This is a genomic window from Actinoplanes italicus (genome assembly GCF_003001815.1).
GTDB lineage: Bacteria > Actinomycetota > Actinomycetes > Mycobacteriales > Micromonosporaceae > Actinoplanes > Actinoplanes italicus.
The window spans coordinates 40,393-64,638 of record NZ_PVMZ01000025.1 but is presented as its reverse complement, the minus strand read 5'-3'; the positions used below and the strand labels follow the sequence as shown (position 1 = coordinate 64,638).

At 69.6% G+C, this 24,246-nt stretch carries 19 protein-coding genes, 2 tRNA genes and 2 pseudogenes; 16 read left to right on the top strand and 7 right to left on the bottom strand.

Annotated elements, in window-relative coordinates:
• Window positions 1–71: 71 nt before the first annotated feature.
• The 4 genes from CLV67_RS42020 to CLV67_RS42005 all read left to right on the top strand — a co-directional run bounded on the left by CLV67_RS42020 (window position 72) and on the right by CLV67_RS42005 (window position 1,999).
• On the top strand, window positions 72–422 hold the full coding sequence (locus tag CLV67_RS42020) for a DUF1304 domain-containing protein (protein WP_106328965.1): 351 nt from the start codon (window positions 72–74) through the stop codon (window positions 420–422).
• 196 nt (window positions 423–618) lie between these two features.
• A complete protein-coding gene (locus tag CLV67_RS42015; protein WP_146169513.1) occupies window positions 619–1,785 on the top strand; it encodes an SMI1/KNR4 family protein in 1,167 nt (388 codons plus the stop codon).
• Window positions 1,774–1,849 (top strand) — tRNA-Trp (locus CLV67_RS42010). Before CLV67_RS42015 ends, CLV67_RS42010 begins: the two co-directional genes overlap by 12 nt.
• Before the next feature lie 74 nt (window positions 1,850–1,923).
• Window positions 1,924–1,999: transfer RNA gene (locus tag CLV67_RS42005), tRNA-Ser, on the top strand.
• An 85-nt stretch (window positions 2,000–2,084) separates the two neighbouring features.
• Here CLV67_RS42005 and CLV67_RS42000 read toward each other — a convergent pair.
• From CLV67_RS42000 to CLV67_RS41980, 5 genes and pseudogenes are all read right to left on the bottom strand, one after another.
• Window positions 2,085–2,468: pseudogene (locus tag CLV67_RS42000) on the bottom strand (lysoplasmalogenase family protein); the annotation flags it as partial.
• Window positions 2,469–2,581: 113 nt separating this feature from the next.
• Window positions 2,582–3,409 carry a sterol desaturase family protein gene (locus CLV67_RS41995; RefSeq protein ID WP_106328961.1) on the bottom strand — a complete coding sequence of 276 codons (828 nt, stop codon included), beginning with the start codon at window positions 3,407–3,409 and terminating at the stop codon, window positions 2,582–2,584.
• Complete coding sequence (locus CLV67_RS41990; RefSeq protein WP_106329091.1) at window positions 3,406–4,155, bottom strand: FadR/GntR family transcriptional regulator; 750 nt, start codon at window positions 4,153–4,155, stop codon at window positions 3,406–3,408. Before CLV67_RS41990 ends, CLV67_RS41995 begins: the two co-directional genes overlap by 4 nt.
• A gap of 68 nt (window positions 4,156–4,223) precedes the next feature.
• Window positions 4,224–7,697: a LamG-like jellyroll fold domain-containing protein gene (locus CLV67_RS41985; RefSeq protein WP_106328959.1), complete on the bottom strand. Its 3,474-nt coding sequence runs from the start codon at window positions 7,695–7,697 to the stop codon at window positions 4,224–4,226.
• 308 nt (window positions 7,698–8,005) lie between these two features.
• The gene (locus CLV67_RS41980) at window positions 8,006–9,004 is read right to left on the bottom strand and encodes a LacI family DNA-binding transcriptional regulator (RefSeq protein ID WP_106328957.1); all 999 of its coding nucleotides are present in this window, start codon (window positions 9,002–9,004) and stop codon (window positions 8,006–8,008) included.
• 185 nt (window positions 9,005–9,189) lie between these two features.
• Between CLV67_RS41980 and CLV67_RS41975 the strand changes: the two genes are divergently transcribed.
• From CLV67_RS41975 to CLV67_RS41955, 5 genes are read left to right on the top strand one after another with little or no spacing between them, the layout of a single operon-like run.
• On the top strand, window positions 9,190–10,434 hold the full coding sequence (locus CLV67_RS41975; protein WP_106328955.1) for a sugar ABC transporter substrate-binding protein: 1,245 nt from the start codon (window positions 9,190–9,192) through the stop codon (window positions 10,432–10,434).
• Complete coding sequence (locus CLV67_RS41970; RefSeq protein WP_239166687.1) at window positions 10,431–11,363, top strand: carbohydrate ABC transporter permease; 933 nt, start codon at window positions 10,431–10,433, stop codon at window positions 11,361–11,363. The genes CLV67_RS41975 and CLV67_RS41970 overlap by 4 nt, the downstream gene beginning before the upstream one ends.
• Window positions 11,360–12,184, top strand: a complete 825-nt coding sequence (locus tag CLV67_RS41965; protein ID WP_106328953.1) for a carbohydrate ABC transporter permease — start codon at window positions 11,360–11,362, stop codon at window positions 12,182–12,184. The genes CLV67_RS41970 and CLV67_RS41965 overlap by 4 nt, the downstream gene beginning before the upstream one ends.
• Before the next feature lie 8 nt (window positions 12,185–12,192).
• Window positions 12,193–14,106 (top strand): glycoside hydrolase family 127 protein, encoded by a 1,914-nt coding sequence (locus CLV67_RS41960; protein WP_106328951.1) that lies wholly within the window; start codon window positions 12,193–12,195, stop codon window positions 14,104–14,106.
• A gap of 19 nt (window positions 14,107–14,125) precedes the next feature.
• Window positions 14,126–15,814 (top strand): carbohydrate-binding protein, encoded by a 1,689-nt coding sequence (locus CLV67_RS41955; protein ID WP_106328949.1) that lies wholly within the window; start codon window positions 14,126–14,128, stop codon window positions 15,812–15,814.
• A gap of 57 nt (window positions 15,815–15,871) precedes the next feature.
• Here the strand turns inward: CLV67_RS41955 and CLV67_RS41950 are convergent, their stop codons facing one another.
• Window positions 15,872–16,687, bottom strand: a complete 816-nt coding sequence (locus CLV67_RS41950) for a DUF4142 domain-containing protein (protein ID WP_239166688.1) — start codon at window positions 16,685–16,687, stop codon at window positions 15,872–15,874.
• A gap of 163 nt (window positions 16,688–16,850) precedes the next feature.
• Here CLV67_RS41950 and CLV67_RS41945 point away from each other — a divergent pair, with 163 nt between their 5' ends.
• The 3 genes from CLV67_RS41945 (at window position 16,851) to CLV67_RS52350 (ending at window position 19,062) form a co-directional block, all read left to right on the top strand.
• Window positions 16,851–17,786, top strand: coding sequence for a TIGR03619 family F420-dependent LLM class oxidoreductase (locus CLV67_RS41945; RefSeq protein WP_106328945.1), 936 nt, complete (start codon window positions 16,851–16,853; stop codon window positions 17,784–17,786).
• 167 nt (window positions 17,787–17,953) lie between these two features.
• The gene (locus CLV67_RS52355) at window positions 17,954–18,763 is read left to right on the top strand and encodes an RpnC/YadD family protein (RefSeq protein WP_106328943.1); all 810 of its coding nucleotides are present in this window, start codon (window positions 17,954–17,956) and stop codon (window positions 18,761–18,763) included.
• Entirely contained in the window at window positions 18,760–19,062 is a 303-nt protein-coding gene (locus CLV67_RS52350) for a hypothetical protein (RefSeq protein WP_170154210.1), read from the top strand. The genes CLV67_RS52355 and CLV67_RS52350 overlap by 4 nt, the downstream gene beginning before the upstream one ends.
• A gap of 90 nt (window positions 19,063–19,152) precedes the next feature.
• Here the strand turns inward: CLV67_RS52350 and CLV67_RS53925 are convergent.
• Window positions 19,153–19,332, bottom strand: a pseudogene (locus CLV67_RS53925) (arabinan endo-1,5-alpha-L-arabinosidase); the annotation flags it as partial.
• A 254-nt stretch (window positions 19,333–19,586) separates the two neighbouring features.
• Between CLV67_RS53925 and CLV67_RS41930 the strand changes: the two are divergent.
• The 4 genes from CLV67_RS41930 (at window position 19,587) to CLV67_RS41915 (ending at window position 24,161) form a co-directional block, all read left to right on the top strand.
• Entirely contained in the window at window positions 19,587–20,756 is a 1,170-nt protein-coding gene (locus CLV67_RS41930) for an FIST signal transduction protein (protein WP_106328941.1), read from the top strand.
• A gap of 4 nt (window positions 20,757–20,760) precedes the next feature.
• Window positions 20,761–22,155, top strand: coding sequence for a GGDEF domain-containing protein (locus tag CLV67_RS41925; RefSeq protein ID WP_106328939.1), 1,395 nt, complete (start codon window positions 20,761–20,763; stop codon window positions 22,153–22,155).
• Window positions 22,156–22,225: 70 nt separating this feature from the next.
• Window positions 22,226–23,134, top strand: coding sequence for an LLM class flavin-dependent oxidoreductase (locus CLV67_RS41920; RefSeq protein WP_106328937.1), 909 nt, complete (start codon window positions 22,226–22,228; stop codon window positions 23,132–23,134).
• Between the two features lie 112 nt (window positions 23,135–23,246).
• On the top strand, window positions 23,247–24,161 hold the full coding sequence (locus CLV67_RS41915) for a DMT family transporter (protein WP_106328935.1): 915 nt from the start codon (window positions 23,247–23,249) through the stop codon (window positions 24,159–24,161).
• Window positions 24,162–24,246: the final 85 nt, after the last annotated feature.

The following is a 24,246-nucleotide window of genomic DNA, read 5'->3' as shown; positions in this document are numbered from 1 at the left end:
GATCCGTGTCACGGCCCGCAGCACCCGCTGCGGGCCGATTGCCGTGGTCAACAGCCAGGTAGTCTCGCCGAATGCTGATCATCGGGAACGTCCTCGCCGCGATCGTGGCGCTCATCCACGTGTACATCGCGGTTCTCGAGATGTTCCTCTGGACCAAGCCGCAGGGCCGCAAGGCGTTCGGTTTCACGCCCGAGTTCGCCGAGCAGACGAAGGTCCTCGGCCTGAACCAGGGCCTCTACAACGGGTTCCTGGCCGCCGGCCTGTTCTGGGGCCTGCTCGGCGGAGGCAAGGCAGTCGTGATCTTCTTCCTGCTCTGCGTGGCGATCGCCGGCATCGTCGGAGCCCTGACCGCCAGCCGCCGCATCATCTACATCCAGACCGTCCCCGCGGCTCTGGCCCTGATCCCGCTGCTGCTGGCCTGACCCCACCCACCCCAGCCACGAAGATCCCGCTGCCACGCACCGCGTCCCAGACGGCCGACCCGGTTCCGCCGGGGTCGAGAACCAGTTCGCCGGCCGTTGTCTCGACGCTCTCGAGACAGCGGTATGACACAGCCGTCCGGAAGCGGCTGAAATCTGTGGGGCGGCGTGGTCCGTACCGAATGGTTAGGGTGTGGCCGTGCCTGAAGCGATCCTGCTCGATGACAAGGACCGGTGGATCGCCGGTGAGGCCGGCATCGCCGTTTTCGCGGACCGGCTGATTCTCGACGCGCGGCCGCCGATCGACGACGTGACGCTGGAGGCGGTCGCGGCGCGGTGTGCGGGGCCGCTGCCCGAGGCGCTGATCGCGTTGTGGCGGACGACCTTCGGCGGGCGCATCGACTACCAGCTGGACGGGCAGGTCTCGTTCACCGAGCTGTTCTTCCCCGGCTCGGACGGCTACAACGACCTGTGGGGCTGGATCGAGCACGAGACCGGATCGGGGACGGTGCGGTTCCTGCCGTTCGGCGGTTTCGAGTACCTGGACCGGCTCTATGTGGACACAGCCGACGGTCCGGGGCACGGCGGGGTCGTCTACTGGCAGCAGGGTCTGCCGCCGGGCTGGGAGTTGAGCGAGGGCGACCGGGCGGACGCGATGGCCGCGGACGTACGGGAACTGTTCGGCCAACTGGCGCTCGAGGACGACCCGTGGGAGTCCGGCGACGCGGATGCCGGCGCTGAGATGCGCGACGCCGTCGACGAGCTGGCCGAGCGGGAGCCGCGGGTCGCCGGGAAGCTGCGGGAGCTGGTGCGGGCGACCGTTCTGGACTGGCGTTCGGCGCTGACCGCGGGCACGATCGCGGACCGGCCCCGGTTGCGGCGGCTCGCCCTGGACCGGGCGGCCGCGGCCGGCGATCGGGATCTGCTGGAGCGGCTCGCGACGGCCGGCTGCGATCTGGCCGAACCGGTCCGTGGCGGCCTCACCCCGATCGATATCGCCCTGGTGAACCGGCGTCTGGACGCGGCCGTACGGTTGCTGGAGCGGCGGGTGCCGGTGACGAACACTCTGCGGACCGGCGCCCACGCGGTGACCGCCGATCTGGCCCGCACGCTGCTGGCGCGCGGTGCGCTGGTCACCGCGGACGCGGTCGGCGGTGCGATCGACAACGAGGATCCGGAGGTGTTGCGCCTGCTCGCGGACCGGCTGCCGTCGTCGGCGGAGATGCGCGCGCACGTGCCCCGGCTGCGGATGCTGGCCGCGCAGGCCGCACACGCCGCCGACCGGTCGGGTGACGGTCGGATGCGTGACCGCGCAACGGTTCTGCGGGAGCTCGCGGCTATGATCACCGCAGGTGCGGGCTCGTAGCGCAGAGGTCGTCGCGTCGGTCTCCAGAACCGAAGGACACCGGTTCGAATCCGGTCGGTCCGCACCCCTGAAGGCCGGTCCGCACCCCTGGAACCTCCCGGTCAGTCCGGCGGCCGCGTGGGTAGGATTCGCGGCGGTGCGGGCTCGTAGCGCAGAGGTCGTCGTGCAGCCTTGCTCAGGCTGAGGACGCCGGTTCGAATCCGGCCGGTCCGCACCCCTTGCTCCTCGGACTGAACCCAGCCCGTCGTCAGCAGGAACAGCGCCGCCGCGTACGTCGTCATGACGAGGACGTCGTGCGCCGGCGCCCGGATACCCGCCGCGCCGAGGCCGATGAGCAGGTCGGAGACGAGGAACAGCGCCCCGCCCGCGGCGACCCTCCGGGAGATGCCGGCCGCTGCCGCCGCCATCGTGGTCAGCGCGAAGCTGTAGATCAGCACCGGCAGGGCGAGGTCGCCGAGCCGTTCCCACAGCAGCAGGTTCGCCAGCGCCCAGAGCAGCCAGTAACCCGCCGCGTGAATCGCCCGGATCGGCCGGAACGCGATGACGAAACAGATCTGCGCGCCGAGGAAGAACCCCATACCGATCAGGAAGGCCATCTGATCCGGTACGAGGAGCGCGATGTCGCCGGCGGTGGCGAACCCGAGTGCCAGGGTGGCCACGTCGCGCCGTCCACGCTGGAGCATCCAGGCGATCAACAGCGGCCCGAGCAGCGGTTTCGCGACCCATTGCACGGCGGTCCAGTCCGCCGCCACGGCGATGACCTCGACCGCGGCGACGACGGCGAAGAACGGGAGGATCATGACGCGGGCTGCCAGCCGGGACGGCCGAAGAGGTATCCGGCCCGGTGCCGCCACGTCTCGGCCCCGCGCAGGTCGCGCCAGATCGCCGTGTACTCGTGGGTGGCGACCCTGAGCGGGTTGTACGTCTGGATGTTGGTGGTCAGGCCGTACCGTACGTGCTCGCCCTCGGGTTCGAAGCTGCCGAACAACCGGTCCCAGACGATCAGGATGCCGCCGTAGTTGCGGTCCAGGTACGGATCGTTGGCGCCGTGGTGCACCCGATGATGCGACGGGGTGTTGAAGAACCATTCGATCGGCCGGGGCAGCCTGTCGATCCGTTCGGTGTGCAGGAAGAACTGGTACGCCAGGCTGATCGACTGCTGCAGGAAGATCATCCACGGCGGGAAGCCGAGCGCGGCGAGCCCGAGCCAGAACGGCAGCGCGGTCATCGGCGTCCAGCTCTGCCGCAGCGCGGTCGAGAGGTTGAAGAACTGGCTGGAGTGGTGCACCACGTGCCCGGCCCACAGCACCCGCACCTCGTGGTGCAGCCGGTGGAACCAGTAGTAGGCGAGGTCGTCGGCGAAGAACAGCAGCACCCAGACCCACCAGTCGCCCGGGTCCAGCTTGAACGGGCTGATCACGTACAGGCCGGCGAACGCCACCGCGGTGACCAGTTTCCACGGCACGCCGATGACCTGGCTGCCGAAACCCATGGTGAGGCTGGTGGCGGTGTCGCGTGCCTCGTAGCCGCGCTCCTCGTCGTCCGGCAGGAACCGGAACGACAGGACTTCCATCACGATCAGCAGCAGGAACGCCGGTACGGCGTAGAGGACGGCGGGAATCATCGGCGCTCGGCCCTTTCGCTGGGGGCGGGAGGGGCTTCTCCGCCGCCGGAGAGGGCAGCGGGGACGGGTGGGGTGAGCAGCGACCGGGCCGCGGCTTCGGCGCCCGCGGCGTCGCCGGAATCGATCAGCGTGGCGAGGCGGCGGTGGGCCGCCACGTCGAGCAGCTCGGCGGCACGCAGATGCGGCGGCACGTGGCCGACGGCCAGGTCGCCCGCGGTGAGGCTGTTGTACGCCAGCAGGTACGCGATGTTGCCGCAGCCCTCGATGATGCGCCGCCACACGGCCAGGTCGGCCGCGCCCATCGCCGCGAGATCGGGAACCGCGGCGGCGTACGCCTCGACGGCCTCGATGACCGCGGCGCGCGCCTGCCCGCTGCCGCGTTGCGCGCAGAGCCGGGCCGCGTCGGCGCCGATGCTGACCCGCATCTCCATCATGTCGCGGGCCAGCGTCGGCACCGGCAGCACGTCACCGGCCTGGGTGAGCGCCATGGCCAGGTCGAGCCCGGCGGTGGCCCGCCAGTCCTGCACGCGGGTCGCGCCGCCCTGACTGACCCGGACCAGGCCGAGCTGCTGCAGGCGGCGCAGCGCCTCGCGGATCGCATGCCGGTTGACCCCGAACGAGGTGGCCAGCTCCCGTTCGCTGGGCAGGGCGTCGCCGGCCGCATAGCGACCGCCGAGGACGGCGTCTCGTAGCCGTCCGAACACCTGATCCGAGACGGACTGCCTGTCGAGCGGTGCGAACGTCATGGCGGGCAGTGTGCCCGCCATGACGTCAACCCGTCAACTGGTTGGACCAGTTGGATTCAAGACCGGATTCAACGGCCGATGCTGTACGGGGAGACCGTGATCCGGTCGATCAACGGCGCGAACCTCGAGCGCAGCAGCACGTCCGGCCAGGTCTGGGACGCGTACGTCGTGCCGTCGAAGTTCGGCAGTTCCGCCGACGAGAACGTCACCGTGTTCTGACCCTTCTTCAACGTCACCGGCACCGTCAGCTCCCAGAAGTTGTTGTCGTGGAAGCTGTGCGGGAACAGCACCCGCTCGGCCGCCGCGCCGTTGACCGTGATGTCCGCGTGCCGGGCCAGCGGATCCGGGTTGTAGTGCGTGGCCACGGCCTGTTCCGGGTTCGAGTAGCGGATCCGCATCGCGTGGACGCCGGCCCGGTCCGCGCCGACCGTGAACGTCAGCGTGTTCGCACCGGTCACCCCGGTGACCGCCTGACCGCCGCCGGCCAGGGACTTCGCCGTGACCGTGGCGGTGCCGGCCAGGGTGGCGGCCTCGGCCTCGTAGGTGACCGCGCGCAGCCCTCCGCTGGTCCGGCGCACGTCGAGACGGTCGATCGTGCTGTTGCGATCGATGCCGGTCACCACGACCTTGTTGACGCCGCCGGAGAGCGAGACCGCCGCCTTCCGGCCCTGCACCGCCTGACCGTTCACCATGATCTTGACGTTGCCGCTGGTCACCGCGGCGATCGTGGACTCGGTGTCGGCAGGGGAGTACACCCAGAACGTGGCCGTCCCGCCGCGGCCCAGCTCGGCGCCACCGGTGACGGCACGGGCGCGATCGAGATCGGCCAGCTCCGCCTCGTAGACGTCGGTCGCCGCCGCCGGATTCGGCAGGGACAGCGTGATCCGGTCGACGATCGCGTCGCCCTTCGTGGCCCGTACGCCGTCGAGGCTCCTCGCCGCCAGCGAGATGGTGTGCGTTCCCTTGGTGAGCTGCACCTTCGTGTCGGTGTGGTCCCAGACCACCCACTTGTAGCCGAGCGGCAGGAACACCTCCTGCTCGGCGGCACCGTCGACGCGCAGGAACACGTTCGTCGGCCCCTGCTCGCGTACCAGATCGAAGGTGTTCAGAGAATTGGCGAACACGCTCAGGTCATAGGCGCCGTCCCGGGGCACGTCGACGGTGAAGTCGAGGACACCGTCACTGCCCGTGCGCAGACCGCCGACGTTGTAGCGACCCGACGTGTAGAACTTGGACACGTCCGACGGCGACCCCTCGGGCCCGTTGCGGCTGTAACCACCGCCGGTGTACTTCGCGTCCTCCGCCTCGAACGAGCCCCGCCACAGGGCGGGCGTCTTCGCGGTCGAGCTCTTCCCTGCCGGGGCGAGGATGATCTCGTACGCCGACGACTCGGCCAGCTCGTCGAACTCGAACGCCACCGCACCGCCACTGACCTTGACGTCCCTCTCGGCGATCAGCCGGGGCTGCGCCGAGTCGCCGACCTGCCCGGTCCACGGGATCTCCCGGATCCACGCGTGCACGGTCCGGCCCAGGTACTTCGGCACGTTGTCGAACCGGATGTAACCGGCGCTCGTGGCACCGCCGAAGATGGCCCGCGCCTGCTTGCGGGCCGAGTCGACGGTCGCGACGCCCTGGAGCGAGTAGTTGCGGCCCGGGTACGGCGGTGTCACCTTGACGGTCTGACCGGTCATGCTCCCGTAGGCGTTGTACAGCCACCACTGGCCGTTGCCGCGGTTGGCCTGCACCGCCGAGTCGGACAGGTTGCCGTCGATGTTCCAGTACGCGATGTCGGCGTCGACCTTGGACTCCTCGATCGCCGAGATCCACTGGATCATCTGGCCCGGCACCGAGGTGTGGTAGTTGAACGCGTACTCGTTGATGTTGATCGGCAGTTCCTCGCCGAGGATCTCCTTCTCCCACTGCCGGTACTTCGCGACGCTCTCGCGGACCGCCTCGGGGTGGCTCAGTTCGTGCCAGGTGATGACGTCCGGGACGGTGCCGGCCGCCTTCGTGTGCGTGAGGAAGCCCTTGACCTGGTCGAACAGGATGCTGGTGTTCGGGCCGGCGATCCGCGCGCCCGGCATCCTGGCCTTGATCAGCGCGTACACGTCGTCCCAGGCCTCGAAGTAGTCGTCCGGGTCGCTGAGCCAGCTGACGCCGTCGTAACTCCACTGGCCGGTGCCGAACATGTTGCCCTCGGGCTCGTTGAACGGCACGAAGACGACGTTGTCCTGATACTCCGGCTCCAGCGTGAGGACCTGGTCGACCTGCTTGGCGATCTTGTCCTTGAAGAGGTTCAGCTTCTCCTCGGGTGTGGTGCCCGGCCACTGGTACGGGAAGCCGCGGTGGATGTCGGTCATGTAGATGTAGGTGTCACCGCCGGTGCTGTCGGCCAGCGGTTTCACGACTTCCAGCGCGTCGGCGCCGGGATGCTGCGGTCCGTCCTGGGCCTTGGTCGAGACGGTACGCAGGCGCATGCCCTCGATAAGGTTGTTCGTCGGGACACCGTCACCGTAGAGGCCGTACAGCGTGCCCGACGCGCCGCCGTGGAACGGGCCGGTCGTGTCGGCCAGGTCGATGACCAGCTCACCCTCGCGGATCACCGTGACGTCTGCCGTCACCGTGCGTCCGGCAGCCGTACCGGTCACCGTGAAGGTGCCCCGCTGTGCGTACTGGGCGGGGTCGACGGCTCCCCACGTGATCGGGACGCTCCGGTCGTACCCATCGGTGAATTGGCCCCTGACGTCTGCCGGCATGGCCGGCGCCGTCCCGATCGTGGTGCGCACGTCGAAGGTGGTCTCGGCGAGGCCGGTCACGGTGGGTGGGGTGACGCCGGACTCCTCGGCGACCTGCGCGGGGGTCAGTGCCGTGCCGTAGATGCGGAACGAGTCGATCGCCCCGTCGAAGAGCGGGTCCGGGTAGAACGACCTGCCGAGGAAACCCGCTGACGTGGTCTGTGCGTCCAGCAGGTCGGCGGCGGTCACGGTGGTCGCGGCCGCACCGGCGGCGACTCCGTCCAGGTACGTGGTGAGCCGCCCTCCGCCGAGGGTGACCGTGATCGTCCGCCACGCGTTCGAGGGCAGCGCGGCGTATCCCGTGACCTGTGCCTCCGCGCCCGCGAAGTCCTTGGTGGCGGCGGTACGCAGCCGGCCGTCGCCGTTGTAGGGGGTGGTGAACAGGTAGCGGCCGGTGTCCTTGCCGAGCGCGTAGATCCACTGCCAGGGGGCCGTCGTGCCGTCCCACCTGACGCGGGTGGAGACGGTGAGATCGGTGCGGCCCTCGAGGGCCGCCCGGGGGATCGTGACGTAGGCGCCGTTCGAGGTGGGTGCGCCGCCGGGCAGTTGCAGGGCGCCGTCGGCGAAGACCGCGGTACCGCCGTTGACCAGGGTGCCGTCGAGGCCGTTGCCGGAGCTGTCGGTGACGACGCCGGGAGTGTCGAACTCATAGGCCAGCACCGGGGCCGGCAGATCGGCGGCGTGCACGGGTGTCGCGGGGGCCGCGGCGAGGAGCACGGCTAGGACGGGGACTTTCCAGGCTCTCATGGGTCGCTCCAAGGCTGGGGTGCTCCCTAGCGTGTGAGCGTTAACAAATGAACGCTTGGCAAGCGATTGCGTTCTGTCAACGAGGGATTTCGGCCAGGTTACGAACTCAAACCACAACCGTCAATGCCTCGCCAGGAAATCGTTTGCCTCTCGCTCGCGGTGGTCCGTGGGCCACCGGCTGTGTCTCACTGTCGTCTCAGCGTGCTCGAGACGGCGGTGTGGGCCGGCTGGGTCTGGTGGCTGTGTCTCACCGTTGTCTCACCGTTGTCTCAGCGTGCTCGAGGCAGCGGTATGACACGGCTGGGGGGTTACACCGCCGTGGACGCCCGGGGGACCAGGCGGCAGGGGCGGGCGTGCTGGCCGTGCGCGGGGGAACCGTTGATCGCCGCGAGCAACCGCTCGGCGGCCGTGCGCCCGATTCCCTCCAGATCCATGTCGACGCTGGTCAGGGCCGGCTGGCAGCCGTCGACCATGACGTCCCAGTTGTCGAAGCCGACCAGGGCGATGTCCCGGGGGATCACCTTGCCGGCCTTGGTCAGCGCCTCGGCCAGCCCGCGGGCGATCTGGTCGCTGCCGCAAAACACCGCGTCCACGTCCGCGCCCGTGGAGAGCAGGATCCCGGCGGCCTGCCGGCCCCACGCCTCGCTCCACTCGCCGTACAGGGTGGGCGTCGCGAGCCGCAGGCCCTCCGCTGCCAGGGTGTCCACCGCGCCCTGCGCCCGGATCGTCGCCGAGTGGTGGTGCTCGGGCCCGGTGACGTGCGCGATCCGGCGGCGGCCGATGGCCAGCAGGTGCTGCACGGCCCGGCGGGATCCGTCGGCCTCGTCCGGCACCACCGAGCAGTCCTGCGGGTCGGCCGAGCTGATGAAGGCGTAGACCACCGGTACCGGCAGCCCGACCCCGATCGGCGCGCGGGCCTGGGTCCGCCGGCCGGTCACTATGATCCCGTCCACCTTGCGGCTGAGCAGCGTACGCAGGTAGTACTGCTCGCGGATCGGGTCGTCCCGGGCGTCGCACAGGAAGATCGACATCTGCCCGGCCCCGAGCGCGTCCTCGGCGCCGAGAAGGACCGGGATGCTGAATCGCCCGATGCTGTCCGTGGTGATCATGCCGACCGTGTAGGTGCGGCCGGTCTGCAGCGACCGGGCCGCCGCGTTGGCGACGAATCCGAGCTGCTCGGCGGCCTGCTGCACACGTAACCGGGTCTCCGGCCGCAGGGCTCCGCGGCCGTTGAGCGCTTTGGAGGCCGTCCCGGTCGAGACCCCCGCGAGCGCGGCCACCTGACTGATGGTCACCGCGCGGTCCATGGTGCTGATTGTTTCCTCCCCGGTTTCCTAGCGTGTCTGACACGCCGTGCTTCATGCGACCGTAACTTGGTCTTGACATGCGAGCAAGGCGCTACCTAGCGTCTAGGCAATCGATTTCCTAGCGATTCCTTCTCGACGGATCGCAGCCCCTCCCGCAACCTCCTCCATGTGCAAGGGGAACCAATATGTCCACTCTGCGTTCCGCGGCGGCGCTCGCCCTCGCGGCCTGCCTCCTGACCGGGTGCTCCAACTCCACCGGCACCGGTTCCGGCGACGGCGGATCCGCCGCCGGCGGTGACTATCAGATCTGGGATCCGTATCCGCAGTTCGACGACAGCTCGGACTGGGTGAAGCTGCTGACCAAGTGCGGCACCGATGCCGGCGTCACGGTCAAGCGGACCGGCTACGACACTACCGATCTCACCAACAAGGCTCTGCTCGCCGCGCAGCAGGGCAACTCGCCGGACGTATTGATCGTCGACAACCCGGTCGTGTCGACCCTCGCCGATGCCGGTGTCCTCACCACGGCCGACGAGCTCAAGGTCGACACCTCGGCCGTCGAGCCGAACCTGCTCGCCGCCGGGCAGATCGGCGGCAAGACGTACGGCATCCCGATCGGCGCCAACACCCTCGCCCTCTACTACAACAAGAAGATCCTCGACGCCGCCGAGGTCGACCCCACCGCGATCAAGGACTGGGCGTCGCTGACCAGCGCGCTGGAGAAGGTCAAGGCGTCCGGCAAGAAGGGCATCACGTTCTCGGCGATCGGCACCGAGGAGGGCTCGTTCCAGTTCCTGCCCTGGTTCTGGGGAGCGGGCGCCAATCTGACCCAGCTCGACTCGCCGCAGGGCGTGGCGTCGCTGGAGCTCTGGAACGGCTGGCTCAAGAACGGGTACGCGCCGAACTCGGTGCTCAACAACACGCAGACCACCAGCTGGCAGGAGTTCGCCGCCGGTGACTTCGCGTTCAGCGAGAACGGCACGTGGCAGCTGGCCAACGCCAAGAAGACCGGCTTCGAGTACGGCATCATCCCGATCCCGTCCCAGGCCGGTGGCACCGCACCCGCACCGACCGGCGGCGAGTTCGTCACCGCCCCGGTGCAGTCCGAGACCGCCCGGTACGCGGTCACCGAGAAGCTGATCGCCTGCCTGACCAGCGCGGACAACGCCCTCACCACCGACACGACGCTGTCCTACATCGCGGCCACCGAAGCGGTGCAGCAGAAGCAGGTCGCCGCGAACTCCGAGCTCACCGTCTGGGTCGAGGCGGTCAAGGCGGCCAAGGGCCGGACCAGTGACGACCTCGGCACCAAGTACCCGAAGATCTCGCAGCCACTGTGGACCGCGTTCCAGGCCGCGCTGAGCGGTTCGGCCTCCCCGGCGGACGCCCTGAAGACCGCCCAGACGACAGCGGCAGCGGCCACCAAGTGACGACGGAAGTATCCAGCCTCGTCCGGACGCGGGAGAACACCGCCCGTGTCCGGCGTGGCCGGGGGCACTGGACGGCCTGGGCGTTCCTGGCTCCGATCGTGATCTACCTGCTTGCCTTCTACGCCTACCCGCTGTACCGCAACCTGGACCTGAGCCTGCGGCACTACACGGTCCGCAGCTTCGTACAGGGCGACGCGCCGTTCTCCGGCCTCGACAACTACCGCGACGTGTTCGCCGATCCGGCGTTCGGCCCGGCGTTCCTGCACACGCTGACGTTCACGGTCGTCAGCATCGCGTTCCAGTTCGCGATCGGGCTCGCCCTGGCCGTGTTCTTCGCGCAGAACTTCAGGCTGTCGGCGACGTTGCGGGCGCTGTTCCTGGTGCCGTGGCTGCTCCCGCTGATCGTCAGCGCGTCGACGTGGTCGTGGATGCTCAACAGTGACTCCGGGATCGTCAACCACGCTCTCGGACTGATCGGTGTGGACCCGGTCAACTGGCTGACCTCGCCGGACTGGGCGCTGACCAGCGTCATCATCGCGAACATCTGGATCGGCATCCCGTTCAACCTGGTGGTGCTCTACAGCGGACTGCAGGCCATCCCGTGCGAGATCTACGAGGCCGCCGCACTGGACGGCGCCAACGGCCGGCAACGCTTCTGGCGGGTCACGTTCCCGCTGCTGCGGCCGGTCTCGGCGATCACACTGCTGCTCGGTCTGGTCTACACGCTCAAGGTCTTCGACCTGATCTGGATCATGACGAAGGGTGGCCCGGCGGACGCGTCCACAACGTTCGCCACCTGGTCGTACCGCTTCAGCTTCGGCAGTCTGCTGCCCGAGTTCGGTCCCGGAGCCGCGGTCGGCAACCTGCTGATCCTCATGGCACTGTTCTTCGGCCTGCTCTACATCCGGTTCCAGAGGAGGCAGGCATGAGGTACGCGGCAGTTCTCAGATACGCAAAGACCGTGCTCGGCCTGTTCTTCACGGCGATCATGCTGTTCCCGGTCTACTGGATGATCAACGTGTCGTTCACCAGGGACAACGACATGCGGGCCGACCCACCGCACCTGTTCCCGTGGAACGGGACCCTGGAGGGCTACCGCGCCGTCTTCGAGCAGCAGTTGCCGTACCTCGGAACGTCCTTGGTCGTCGGTCTCGGCACCGTCGCCCTGACGCTCGTGCTCTCCGCGCCCGCCGGATACGCCCTGGCCAAGCTCCGCCCGAAGGGCGGCGGCGCGCTCAGCTTCGTCCTGCTGATCGCGCAGATGATCCCCGGAATCATCATGGCGATGGGCTTCTACGCCATCTACCTGCGCCTCGGCGTCCTCAACACGGTCGGTGGCCTGATCCTCGCGGACTCGACGATCGCCGTCCCGTTCGGCGTGCTGATCTTCACGGCGTTCATGTCCGGCATCCCCGACGAGCTGATCAACGCGGCGCTCATCGACGGCGCGTCGAAGTGGCGCACGTTCGTCTCGGTGATCCTGCCGGTGTCCCGCAACGCGATCGTCACGGTCAGCCTGTTCGCGTTCCTGTGGGCGTGGTCGGACTTCGTCTTCGCCACGACGCTCGACGGCGGCGGTGACGCCCAGCCGATCACCCTCGGCATCTACCACTACATCGGCAACAACAACCAGCAGTGGAACGCGATCATGGCGACCGCCGTGGTCGCGTCGATTCCCGCGACGCTGCTGCTCATCCTGGCCCAGCGTTACGTGGCCGCCGGTGTGACCGCCGGCGCCGTCAAGGACTAGAGGATCCAATGAGCTCTGTTTTCCACGGTCCCGTCGCGCCCACCCCGCAGGCGATCGGCACCCTGTGGCCGCTGCCCGCCAACACGGTGCGGCTCGCGCCGGACGGTCTGCTCGGCGGCTGGCAGGCCCGCAACACCGAGGCCACCCTGCCGCACTGCGTGGCCCGGCTCGACACGTACGGCAACCTCGACAACCTGCGCAGGGTCACCGGCGATTCGGACGCCGACTACCGCGGGTACTGGTTCGCCGACACCGACGTGCACAAGAGCCTGGAGGCGGCGTTCTGGTCGGGGACCGCCGGTGAGTTCGCCGCGGAGACGGCCGCGCTGCTGGAGAAGGCCCAGGACCCGGACGGCTACCTGGTCACCTACTACCAGGACCCGGACAAGCGTGACCGGCAGTGGAACGAGCTGCACTTCAGCCACGAGATGTACACGGCCGGGCACCTGATCCAGGCGGCGGTCGCGGCGGCGCGTTCCGCGCCCGGAGATGCGGTGGCTCAGCAGGTCGTGTCGGTCGCGCGCCGTTTCGCCGACCTTCTGATCCTGCGGTACGGGGACTCGCGCGAGACCGACGGCCATCCCGAGGTGGAGACCGCGCTCGCCGAGTTGTACCGGGTGACCGGGCATCGGCCGTACCTCGACCTGGCCGCCCGTTTCCTGGACAACCGTGGCCACGGAACCCTCGGGCCCGGCCGGTTCGGCGCCGCCTACTACCAGGACCATCAGCCGTTGCGTGAGGTGGACGAGGTCAGCGGCCATGTGGTCCGGCAGCTCTACCTGCTGGCCGGCGCCGTCGACGTGGCCGTCGAGACCCGTGATGAGGCGCTGCTGGCCAAGACCGAGCAGCTGTGGGACTCGGCGCTGGACAGCCGCACCTACCTGACCGGCGGCCAGGGTTCCCGGCACCGCGACGAGGCGTACGGCGACGCGTACGAGTTGCCGCCGGACCGCGCCTACGCCGAGACGTGTGCCGCCATCGCCAGTTTCCAGCTCGCCTGGCGGCTGCTGCTGGCCACCGGCAAGGTGAAATACGCCGACGAGATGGAACGTGTGCTGCACAACGCGATCGCCGCGAGCACCGCCGCCGACGGGAAGGCGTTCTTCTACTCGACCCCGCTGCAGCGGCGCACCGGCCACGACAGCGGCGACGAGAACGCGCCCGGCCACCGCCTCGACTGGTACGAGTGCGCGTGCTGCCCGCCGAATCTGGCCCGGCTGATGGCGTCACTGCACACGTACGCCGCCACCGGTGACGACAGCGGCCTCCAGCTGCACCTCTACGGCGCGGGAACCTTCGCCTCGAGTGGGTTCGGTGTCGACGTGCGCACCCGTTACCCGTGGGACGAGCAGGTCACCGTGACCGTCACCGACACCCCGGCCGAGCCGTGGACCCTGTCGTTGCGCGTGCCGGCCTGGTGCTCCGACGTGCGGCTGACCGTCAACGGCACCCCGGCCCCGGCCCGAACGCAGGACGGCTACCTGCGCCTGCACCGCATCTGGCATCCGGGCGACGAGGTCGTGCTGACCCTGGCCATGCCGGCCCGCCTGGTCGCCGCGCACCCGCGGGTCGACGCCGTCCGCGGCGCCGCCGCCCTGATGCGTGGCCCGATCGTGTACTGCCTCGAACACGCCGACATGCCCGCCGGCGGGACGCTGTTCGAGGACTACGAACTCGACCCGGCGTCACCGGCCGCGGTCGCCTTCCACAGCACCGGACTCTTCCCGGTCACGCTGCGCGTCCGGGTCCGTGCCCGGGCACCCGAGAACCGGCCGCTCTACCGCGACCTGCGCAGCGGCGGCTCCACGGCGGCGACCACGACGGTCACCGCCGTCCCCTACTTCCTGTCGGCCAACCGGGAACCCGGCCCGATGCGGGTCTGGATCCCGCTCACCGCACAGGAGGACCAACCGTCCCCCTAACCCCCTTCGAGGTGACACCGTGCGCCACCGCATCCCCGCCGCACTGTTGCTCGTCCTGGCCGGGCTGGCCGTCCCCAGCCCGGCACAGGCCGCAGGCAACACCCTCACCGTCGACGTCGGCACCGTCGTGCGCCCCGTCACGCACGTCGCGTCCGGCGGCCTCTACGCCGTCGACACCGGCACCAAGCCGCCGCTGGAGCAGCTCTACCCGCTGCGGCTCAACCACCTCACCCAGCCGCCGCCCGGCGTGCAGCAGCTCGGCAACGGCGCCACCACACCCTGCTGCGACGGCAACCTGGCCGCCGGGAAGATCACCAGCGCCGGCGCTCAGCAGTTCTGGCGGCTGCCGGACATCTACAAGGACTTCCCGTACCGGTGGGTCAGCTGGGCCGACTGGGAGTCCAAGGTCCGCACCATGGTCAACACCCGGCTGGCGGCCGGCGGCACCACCAACGTCGACGGCTACGAGCTCTGGAACGAACCGGACTGGACCTGGAACACCAGCGCCGCCGGCACCTTCAACGCCGGGTGGACCCGTACCCACCGTTTGATCCGATCCCTCGACACGGTCACCCCGATCGTCGGGCCCAGCCACTCGGTCTACAACCACGACTGGATGGTCAGCTTCCTCACCAACGCCCGCGACACCGGCACGCTGCCCGACGTGATCGTCTGGCACGAGCTGGAGAACGACAAATACCTCCAGGTCGAAGCGCACGTGGCCGACTACCGGGCGATCGAGCGGTCCCTCGGCATCTCCGCGCGACCGATTTCGATCAACGAGTACGCGTCGCCGTCGCAGGTCGACATCCCGAGCGTGGCCGTGCACTACATGGCGGTCTTCGAACGGCACGGGATCCGGTCGGCGGAACGGGCCTACTGGTACGAGGCCGGCACCCTCAACGGCCTGCTGCACAACAACCTGCCCACCTCGTCGTACTGGACCTACCGGTGGTACGGCGACATGGCCGGCAACATCGTGCGGACCGTCCCCGGCTCGTGGCTGGAGGGCGTCGCCGCCTACGACGGCACCCGCAAGATCGTGAACGTGGTGTTCGGCGGCGACAGCGGGAACAACACGGTCCGGGTCACCGGGCTCGGCGCGCTCGGCTCCCAGGTGCGGGTCACCCTGTCCCGCAGCGGCACCACCGGCCGGTTCACCAACCAGTCCGCCCCGATCAGCGTCTCGAGCGGCACCTACACGGTCTCCGGCGGGGTGATCAGCGTGCCCGTCACCGGAATGGACGCGTGGGACTCGTACCAGCTGCTCGTCACCCCGACCTCGGGCGTGCCGGCGTGGCAACAGCGTTACGAGGCGGAGAACGCCACGGTCGTCAACGCGAACCGGTTCTCCAGCGGGTCGGCGTCCAGCGGCGGTTTCGTCGGTCAGATCGACGGCTCCGCCAACTCGCGCAACCAGTCGTTCGTCGACTTCCTGGTCAACGTGCCGGCCGCGCGGTCGTACACGATGACGATCGGCTACGCCAACGGTACGGGGGCCACCGCCACCCACGGTCTGGCGTACAACGGCAGTGCCTGGCAGACGGTCAGCTACCCGCCGACCGCGGCCTGGGGCGTCTTCGGCTCGACGGTGAACACCACGGTCAACCTGCGTGCCGGCTGGAACACCATCCGCCTGGCCAAGGGCTCGCCGTTCTTCGCCGGCGGCACCGGTTACGCCGAACTCGACTACATCAACCTGGCCTGACAGTGCATGAGGGGGCGCCGTCCGCGGACGGCGCCCCCTCACCGGGAGATCAACGGATCAGTATTGATAGCTGCGGTTGCGCGACCTCCGGCGGCGGCGCGGGTCCTGCATCAGCTTGCGTGACAGCAGGAACGCCACACCCACGCCGACGACGACCACGACACCGACCACGGGCAGGCTCACCGACGGCGTACCGCCGTTGGCATCCGCGGACTGCAGCACCGGGCTGGCCGCCTTCGTGGTGGCGGCGGCGTTCGGCGGCGGCGCGGTCGGCAGCGACTCGAAGTCGACGATGCCGCTGCTCTCCAGCAGCGTCAGGTGCGTCATCACGAACTGGTTGGTCCGCTGGGCCAGTTTGCGGACGGTGTCGTTGCGGGTGCTGGTCCGGATCGTCGCGATCGCCGGGAAGATCTTGCCGTGGGCGGCACGCAGGCGGTCGACGTAGATCTGGTCGAACTCCTCGCCCTTGGCGGCCTCCATCTCGTCGAGCCAGCCCTGCTGATCCTTGTTCGGCTTGTCCGGCAGATCGACGTCGAGTTTCTTCGCCGCGGCCTCGACCAGCGCGTCCAGCGACCCGTGCTGCGCGGCGATGTCCTCCCCGATCTTCTTGATCCGGTTGCTGTTCGACCGGGTCTGCGCCATCTCGCCGGCCGGGATCTCCCACAGCCCGGCGAGCTTCACCTTGATCACGAAGTCGATGTCGGCCTCGGCGACGTTGCCCTCGCCCGTGTCGGTCAGGAGGTTGTTCGGCGGGTTCGGCACGCCGGGCTCGGCGTACGCGGCCCGGGGATCGAACAGGACGAGCGCCAGCGCGGCGATCATGAGCGCGGTCAGCCGACGGGGCGCGGCGGACGAGCGGACGACAGCTAGCACGTTGTGCCTCCATGACCTGTGTATGACCTGTGCGGTTGTCCCGGTTGAGGAAGACCACGGATAACCGGCCGTGTCGGATCAACGGAAGTCGTTCGATCTTCGAAATCGAGGTGCTGTCCGGAATGAGTCAGCGCCCTGGTGTCCTGTGTGGAATCGTCGGGACATGGTGAAACTCGGCCTCAGTTTGCCCCAGTTCAGTCACTTCTCGCCCGGCCCGGACGTGGTCGCCGCCGCGCGAGCGATCGAGGAGATCGGCTACGACAGCCTGTGGGTTTTCGAGCGGGTGCTCGTACCCGAGGACCAGAGCGGCCCGCACGGCCTCTACAACGTTCCCGGGCTGCCGTGGCCGGACGTCTACCGGGGTGTCTCCGACGCGCTGATCACGCTGACCGTCGCGGCCGCCGTCACCGAACGGATCGAACTGGCCACCGGCGTGCTGGTGGTACCGCTGCACCTGCCGATGCGGCTGGCCCGGGAGCTCGCGACGCTGGACGCGGCCTCGGGTGGCCGGCTCACCGCCGGGCTCGGCGTGGGCTGGTCGCCCGACGAATTCGCCGCCGCCGCGCCGGTGCCGCTCAGCGAGCGCGGGCGGGCCCTCGACGAGTTCCTGGACATCGCGGCCGCCGTGTGGGGCCCGAATCCGGTCAGCTACGCGACGTCGCGGTACGAGGTGACCACCGCCGACGTCGGCCCCAAGCCGGCCCACCGCATCCCGATCCTGCTCGGTGCGGGGCCTGCCTCGCAGCGGGCGCTCAAGCGGGTGGTCGACCGTGCCGACGGCTGGGTCGCCACCGGTGTCACACCGGAGCAGGTGGCCGCCACCCTCGGGCGCCTGCGGGAGGCGGCCGAGCGGGCCGGACGCGAGACGCCGATCAGCTGCACCGTTCAGATCTCCGTACTGTCGCTGACCGCGCAGTCCCTCGAACCGCGGCAGCCGCTCGCCGCGAGCATGTCGCAGCTGGTCGACGACGTGGCGGCCTTCGCCGAGGCCGGCGCCGACCACGTCTACCTGACGCTGCCCGCCGCGGCCCGCGACGTGAAGGACCTGATCGACCGCGCGGCCGAGCTCCACGGGGCAGTGCGCACGGCCGGCATCTGAGCCCTACCGGGACGGAGTCACTGCCAGCGGCTCCGCCCCGTTCCTCCGTCCTCGCCTTGGACCTGTCTTACGCCTAGGTGTCGTAATTCACGTTCACCCTTGACTTCTAGTCGATAGCCAAGGCAGGCTCGTAGTACGCCCGACCCGGGGCGTGGGGAGGAGCAATCGTGACCGACGGCGTTACCGCTGGGCCGGCAGCGGCCCGCGACTTCGACGGCCTCTACAAGAATCTGCTGGCACGCCATCCACGCGACGCGTTACAGGTGCTGTGTGGTGCCCGGCTCGGTGAGCGGGAGGTGATCCTCGACGGGCCCACCGAGTTGCCGCGCCAGCGCAGCCTGCAGCGTGACAAGGTGTTCCTGGTCCACCACGACGACAGCTGGCCCGCCGACGTCTATCACGTCGAGGTGCAGGTCAAGCGGACCGACGACTTCCAGGAGCGGATGGTCGCCTACTGGGCGGGCCTCGTCCTCAAATACCGCCGCACCGATCACCGGATCCATCAGGTGGTGATCTGGCCGCTCGGTGGGGGATATCCCGGCAGCTTTCATCGCGACCAGGCCCGGCTCGACTATCGGGTCGTCAACGTGCCCGAGGACCTGGACCCGGCCGCTTTGCTGGCCGGTCCGCTGGCGCCGCTCGCGCTCTGGTCCAGGAAAGCGCCACCCGACGTAGTCGAACGCGTCGTCGACCGGATCGCCGCGACCGCCGACCCGCTCGCAATCCAGATCCTCGAAGCGCTGGAGAGGGGAGGCATGAACAACATCCTCGAACAGTCCGAGTCCGGCCGCGATATCGCCCGTCGTAACCGGGCCGAGGGACATTTCGACTCGATGCAGGCCCTGCTGCGGGCCAGATTCGGTGACATCGATGATCTAGACGATCTTGCCCGCCGATTGGCCGACGGCGACCATGTCGGCAACATCGCCCGCATTGTCGACGGTGTCACACTCGAGGACCTGCGGGCGATCGGTTGATCAGGGAACGGATCGAAAATTCCGAGAATTCTGAGGCCGGCCGCGAAATTGCCCGTCGCGACTGGACCAGAGGTTTCGCCCAAGGGTATGGGGAGGTCATCGGCGAGACGATCGGGCGGGTCGTCGAGCGAGCCTTCGATGAAGGGCGCCGGAAAGGGTGTGCCGACTCGATGGATCTGATCTTGCTGGCCGCGTTCGGTGGGACGGGTGATTCTGTCGGCCTCGCCCGCGAGCTGGCTGAGAGCGATCTCGAGGGAATATCCGGCGCATCGTTGCCGGTGCCACGTTGGATGAGCTGAGGAGTCCCAGCCGAGCAGGTTGATGCCGAGCTTCGCGGTGCCCGACGAGTTGTAGTAGTGGTAGACGAGCACGTCGGCGTCGGTGTCGGTGAAGACGGCGGTGTGGCCCGGGCCGTAGATGCTGCCGTGTGTCGCCAGGATCTCGGTGCCGCCACCGGCGGTGGTGTAGGTGCCGGCGCGGTCGCGGTATGGACCGGTGATGCTCGTCGAGCGGGCGACCATGGTGCGGTACGTGCTGGACGCGCCCCGGCAGCAGAAGCCGAACGACATGAACAGGTAGTAGTAGCCGTTGCCGCCGGTGTAGGAGCTGGCCCACGACGTGCCGTTCGGGAACGCCCGGCCCGCGTCGGTGAGTGCCGGTGCAGCCCGCGAGCCGCCTTGTCGGGCCGGTGTCCCGCCCGCGTCGCGCCTGCCCAGCCTCGGTGGGTTCGCGTAGCGCGTACAAAATCTAAGGTTTTGTCTGCTCTTGCCGAACCACAGGCCTGGATGGTTCGCGGACGCGGACCGCAGGCGAGGGAGCAGACATGGGCGCATCGGCGGAGCGGTGGTTCGGGGTCGGACGCAGCCTGGCGGCGGACCCGGCCAAGGCCGGAGCCGAAGCCTGCCGCGAAGCGCTCGGCGGACGCCGCGCCGGACTACTGGTCGTCTTCGCGTCGCTCACCCACGCCACCCGAGAGATGGCCGAGGCCGTCCACGCCGAAGCCGGCGGCGACGTACTGATGATCGGCTGCTCGACGTCCGGCGAGTTCACGCCCGACGGCCGCGGCGCCGGCGTCGTCGTCAACGCGCTCGGCGGCTACGACGTGTCGGTGCGCGCGGTGCCGCACGACAGCGTCGACCTGTACGAGGCCGGCATCCGTGCCGCGAGCTGCCTCGACGACATCGACGCCGAGAACCGGGTGGTGCTGCTGCTCGGCGACGGCCGCAGCGGCGATCAGCAGGAGATGGTGCGCGGCGCCTACACCGTGGCCGGTGCGCTGGTGCCGCTGGTCGGTGGCTGCGCGGGCGACAACGTCACCCAGACCGGCACGTTCCACTTCTTCAGCGACGGCACCGAGGTGCAGCTGCTGCCGAACGCCGTTCTCGGCGCCGCGCTCGGCTCGCCCGTTCCGTTCGGCATCGGCGCAGCCCACGGCTGGCGTCGCGTCGGCGAGCCGATGGTCGTCTCCCGCAGCGAGAACGGCATCATCCACGAACTCGACGGCGAACCGGCCCTCGACGTCTACCTGCGGCGCACCGGTGGCGCCCCCGAACTGGCGAACGACCCGGACGCGTTCCTGCAGTTCGCGACCGTGCGCCCGCTCGGCCTGGCCCGGCGTACCGGCGAGGACATCCGGGTGATCTTCCAGGCCGACCCGGAGACGCGTTCGATCTTCGGTCTCGCCGACACCCCCGAGGGCGCGATGGTGTGGTTCATGGAGGCCGACACCGACGGGCTCGTCGACGCCGCGCCCACCGCCGCCTCCGCGGCCATCGAGGGCGTGGGCTCCGAGGCGCTCGGCCTGCTCGTCTTCGATTGCTGCGTACGGTCGATCGCGCTCGGCGCCGACGGCACCGACCTGGCCGCGTCCCGCCTGCGCGACGCGATCAAGCCGACACCGTACGGCGGCTTCTACTCCAACGGGGAGATCATCCGCAAGACACAGGCCAAGGGCATGCATCATCTGACCGTCGTCGCGCTCGCCTTCGGCTGAGGTCATGTCCGGCTGGTCAACCCTGCAGCTCACCGAGTTCTTCAGCGCCATCACGCGCGCCGGGACGATCGTCACCGCGGCCCGTCTGGCCGTGCAGCGCGCCGCCGAGGCCACCGACGCGGAGGTGGCCGCGGTGGTGTGCGGCGACGACGTCCCGGCGTCGGTCGGCCTCGGCCGCACCCCGTCGGAGTCGCTGTTCACCAGCCTCGATACCGCCACCGACACGGCGTCGTTCCCCGGCGTCGGCCCGATGCACGTCACCGTGCACACCCTCGACCGCGACACACCCGACCGGCTGATCGTCGCCCGAGCCGACGAGCCGTTCGCCGCCGAGGAACGGCAGATGCTGCAGGGCATGGCCCGCGTCACCGGCCTGGCCCTGCGCGGCCTGCGCACCCTCGAGGCCGAGCGTCAGCTGCGCCTGGAACGCGAGCGGGAGGCGGGCGCGAGGCTCGAACTCGTGCAGGCGCTGGAACGCCGGGAACGCCTGCTGGAGACACTGCTGCGCGTGCAGCGGTCGGCGAACCAGCGCACCCCGCTCGCCGAGATCCTCGACATGATCACCTCCGCCGCGTCGGGCCTGCTCGACGGCGTGGCCGTCGCCCTGGTGCTGCGCGACGCGGTCGCCTCGGTCAGCTCCGGAGTCTGCGACGGCGACACCCTGATCGAGGCGGCCCGGCAAGCGATCAGCAGCGGCGGCCAGGTGGAGTGCGGCCTGCTGACGGCCGCGCCCGTCCACATCGAGGGCGAAGTGGCCGGCGCCCTGGTCATAACGGCGGTGGCGGCGGTACGGGACGCGGAACGGCGTGACGTGCTGGCGGCCTTCGCCGAACAGGCCAGCCTCGCCCTCACCGGCGCGCACACTCTGGCCGCCGTGCACGAGGCCCGCCACGATCCGCTGACCAGACTGCCGAACCGCACCCTGTTCCTGCAGCGCGTCGAGGAAACCCTGGACGCGTCGCCGGCGGCCGGTGCGGCCGGGCTCCTCTATCTGGACCTGGACCTGTTCAAGCAGGTCAACGACACCCTCGGGCACGCTGCGGGTGACGAGCTGCTCCGCGCGGTGGCCGGCCGGTTGCGGGCCGCCGTCCGCGACACCGACATGGCCGCCCGCCTCGGTGGCGACGAGTTCGCGGTGCTGCTCGAGCCGCTGCACCATCGCGGCCAGGCGCGCGAGATCGCGCAGCGGATCATCGATTCCATAGCGCTGCCGTACGACATCGCGGGCCGGACCATCCACACACGAGCCAGCGTCGGGGTCGCCTACAGCGGAGGCCGCTCGGCGGAACGCCTGGTCGAAGAGGCGGATTTCGCCATGTACCGGGCGAAGAAGACCGCTAAGGGCACGTTCCGGGAGTTCGAGCCCGACATGCGACCCGAACTCCCACAGGCCGTGTAGCGCTTCGCGGTGACTCTGCTGGTCGCAGAATCGGTGTCCGTCGCATCGTCGGGGCTGGCAGGCTCGGGCCGTGACCTCGTTCGCGTTGCAGGCGCAACCTGCTGATGCCGCCTCCTGGCTGGAACTGGCCGCCCGTGCCGAAGCCGCAGGTTTCGACACCCTGCAGGCCGCCGACCATCCCGGTTCCTGCGCCGCACCCTACGTAGCACTGGCCGCTGCGGCCGCCGTCACGAGCCGGATCCGCCTCGGCGCCTACGTGGCCAACGCCGGCGTACGCGAACCCATCCTGCTGGCCACCGACGTGGCCACCCTCGACGTCGTCTCCGGTGGTCGCGCGACCCTCGGCCTCGGCGCCGGGCACACGCCCGCCGAGTGGCGTGCCGTCGGCAGGGAACGCCCCGACGTCCGTGGTCGCGTCGACCGCTGCCTGGCGGTGGCTGAGGCCACGCGGGCACTGCTGGCCGGCGAGACCGTCACCGTGCACACCTCGCACCTCGACATGCACGAGGCCCGCCTCGACAAGCCCCAGCCGGTCCAGGAGCGTGTACCGCTGCTGCTCGGCACCGCCAACTCCCGGCTGCTGCGCTGGGCCGGCGCCCACGCCGACATCGTCGGCCTCTCCGGGCTCGGGCGCACGCTCGCGGACGGCCACAGCCACGAGGCGCGATGGCGCCCGGAGCAGGTCGACGCCCAGGTCGAGCAGGTCAGACTCGGCGCGGCCGGCCGTGTGAACCCGCCCGCCCTGGAGGCTCTGGTGCAGATCATGGAGATCACCGACGACGCCGAAGCGGTGGTCGCCCCGCACGCCGAGGAACTGGGCATGAGCGTTGCCGAAGCACTGGACGCACCATTCCTCCTCATCGGTACCGCCGGCGAGATCCGCGCCGCGATCGAACGCCACGAGAAGCGCTGGGGCATCACACGCTACGCCGTTCGGACACCCGCTTTCGACGCCGTGACCGCACTCGGCCTACTCTGATCTCTACTGCCGTCATAACCAGGTCTTATCCGGCCTGGCCGCGGTCCGTGAAAGGCACCGCGAGGTCCGTTTTTCGCTAGCGCCCGGCCGCGCGACACGCTTGGCTTTCCCTATGAACACCCCCGATCTCGTACGCCCATCGCGTGCCGCCATCGCAGCGGCGACCGTCACGGTCGTCCTGTGGGCGTCCGCCTTCGTCGGCATCCGGGCCGCGGCCCCGCACTTCTCGCCAGGCTCGCTGGCCCTCGGGCGGCTGCTCGCGGGTGCCGTCACGCTGCTGATCTTCCTGCTGGTCAGCCGCCAGGGCCTGCCACCGCGTGCCGCCTGGCCCGGCATCGTCGTGTCCGGGGTGATCTGGTTCGGGGTCTACATGGTCGCGCTGAACTGGGGCGAGCAACTGGTCGACGCCGGCACCGCCGCGATGCTGGTCAACGTGGGCCCGGCCGTGATGGCCCTGCTCGCCGGCTGGCTGCTGAAGGAGGGCTTCCCACCCCGGCTGCTCGCCGGCATAGCGGTCTCGTTCGCCGGCACCATCGTCGTCGGCTTCTCGATGTCCCGAGGCGGCCAGGCGTCGATCCTGGGCGTCGTGCTCTGCCTGGTCGCGGCGGTCACCTACGCCGCCGGTGTCGTCGCTCAGAAGCCTGCCCTCAAACACGCGACCGCCCTGCAGGCCACCACGTTCGGCTGTGTGATCGGAGCCGTGGCGTGCCTGCCGTTCGCCGGACAGTTGGTCGCCGACATCTCCGAGGCGCCGCTGACAGCCACGCTGAACGTCGTCTACCTGGGCGTGTTCCCCACCGCGATTGCGTTCACCACCTGGGCGTACGCGCTGGCCCGCACCACGGCCGGCAAGATGGGCGCCACCACCTACGCCGTCCCGGCCGTCGTGGTCGTCATGTCCTGGCTGATCCTCAGCGAGGTCCCGGGCTGGCTGACCCTGGCCGGCGGTGCCCTCTGCCTGGCCGGCGTCGCCGTCTCCCGCAGCCACCCGAAGACCAGCAGTCCGTCGCCCGTCGTGTCCCGCTGAACATCTCGCGGTGTGGCGGTCAGGACTTCGTTGCGGTGGAGATCGGGGCCGGAACCTGACCGGTTTCTGATCATTGGTCGTCAGG